This window comes from Oleiphilus sp. HI0128, from assembly GCF_001635365.1.
This window is the reverse complement of record NZ_LWGG01001319.1, coordinates 1-1,010: the sequence shown is the minus strand read 5'-3', so window position 1 is coordinate 1,010 and position 1,010 is coordinate 1. Positions and strand designations below refer to the sequence as shown.

General features: G+C 41.4%; 1 protein-coding gene. It reads left to right on the top strand.

The window, feature by feature from the left end:
* Positions 1-664: 664 nt before the first annotated feature.
* Complete coding sequence (locus A3763_RS22135; RefSeq protein WP_068511170.1) at positions 665-967, top strand: hypothetical protein; 303 nt, start codon at positions 665-667, stop codon at positions 965-967.
* Positions 968-1,010: the final 43 nt, after the last annotated feature.

The following is a 1,010-nucleotide window of genomic DNA, read 5'->3' as shown; positions in this document are numbered from 1 at the left end:
ATTATTGCTGCTCATTGGTTGAGCATGGATGAGATACGAGCACTAGAAGATAAACTCCGCAGCCCGCTCGTACTAAAGTGTTTTGATGACTACTTCCAAAAAGACCACCTAGCACTCGATACCATATATGAGTACACGACCTAAGCAGTCGTCAAAACAAGAATTATATAAAAAACAGCGTTTTTCTCTTAAGCTTATCTCAAGATAGTTTTTTTGATCGGAATAGAAACAATGGGGCCGCGTCCTTGCGAAAACTGAATCTAGCGCTTGAAAAAACACTAAATAATAATGAGAAAACTTTTGCACAAGGCCAGCTTAACATTCAGGCCAAACAAGAGCTGTAAATGCGATGCGCAAAAGTAAAAGGCTTGCCTAACTAGTGACTGGCCCAGAACACCGTTGCTAATCCGTGCAAACAGTGCTCAGGCAAGCCAAGTACTACTATACGTAGAATATATTCTTAATCGAACCCGTCTGGGTCTTGACAATTCTCCGCCCAAATGGCGACCCAGGAATTTTTTTCTAATTCAATGCCAATTCTGTGAACTAGCGCTTATTAAACTGGAAATCTACTCAGGAATTCCGTTACTATCTTTACAACTTAAAGATCTCTCAAGCGCTTAAATCTAGATCGCTCAGCAGTTATAGGTCTCGTGGCATAGCAATGAACTACAACAATAAAATTGTCGACCTTGTCGCTCATATATATGAATCGGTCGCTTACGACGATGTATGGGAAGAGGTTATCAGCGATATCTGCGATGCAATTGAAGCGCTGGGCGGCTATCTAACGATTACTGATAGGAAGTCCCAGCAACTTAGTATCGTTGCTAATCGATTTAACGACAAAACTATCGAGTCATATAGCGAAGAATACGCCCCCCTTGATGAACGCAGACTAAGCGTCGAAGACATGTCTACCAGTTCAATCAAAAAAGGCTCAGAGCTATTAGATAGCCAAAGCTAACGCTCTTCTAAAGTCTATCAGGAGCTATTCCGTGAAAATGATT

Bases quoted from the DNA above. Each gene is read 5' to 3' on its own strand.
- A3763_RS22135 (WP_068511170.1), top strand. From the start codon at position 665: ATGAACTACAACAATAAAATTGTCGACCTTGTCGCTCATATATATGAA.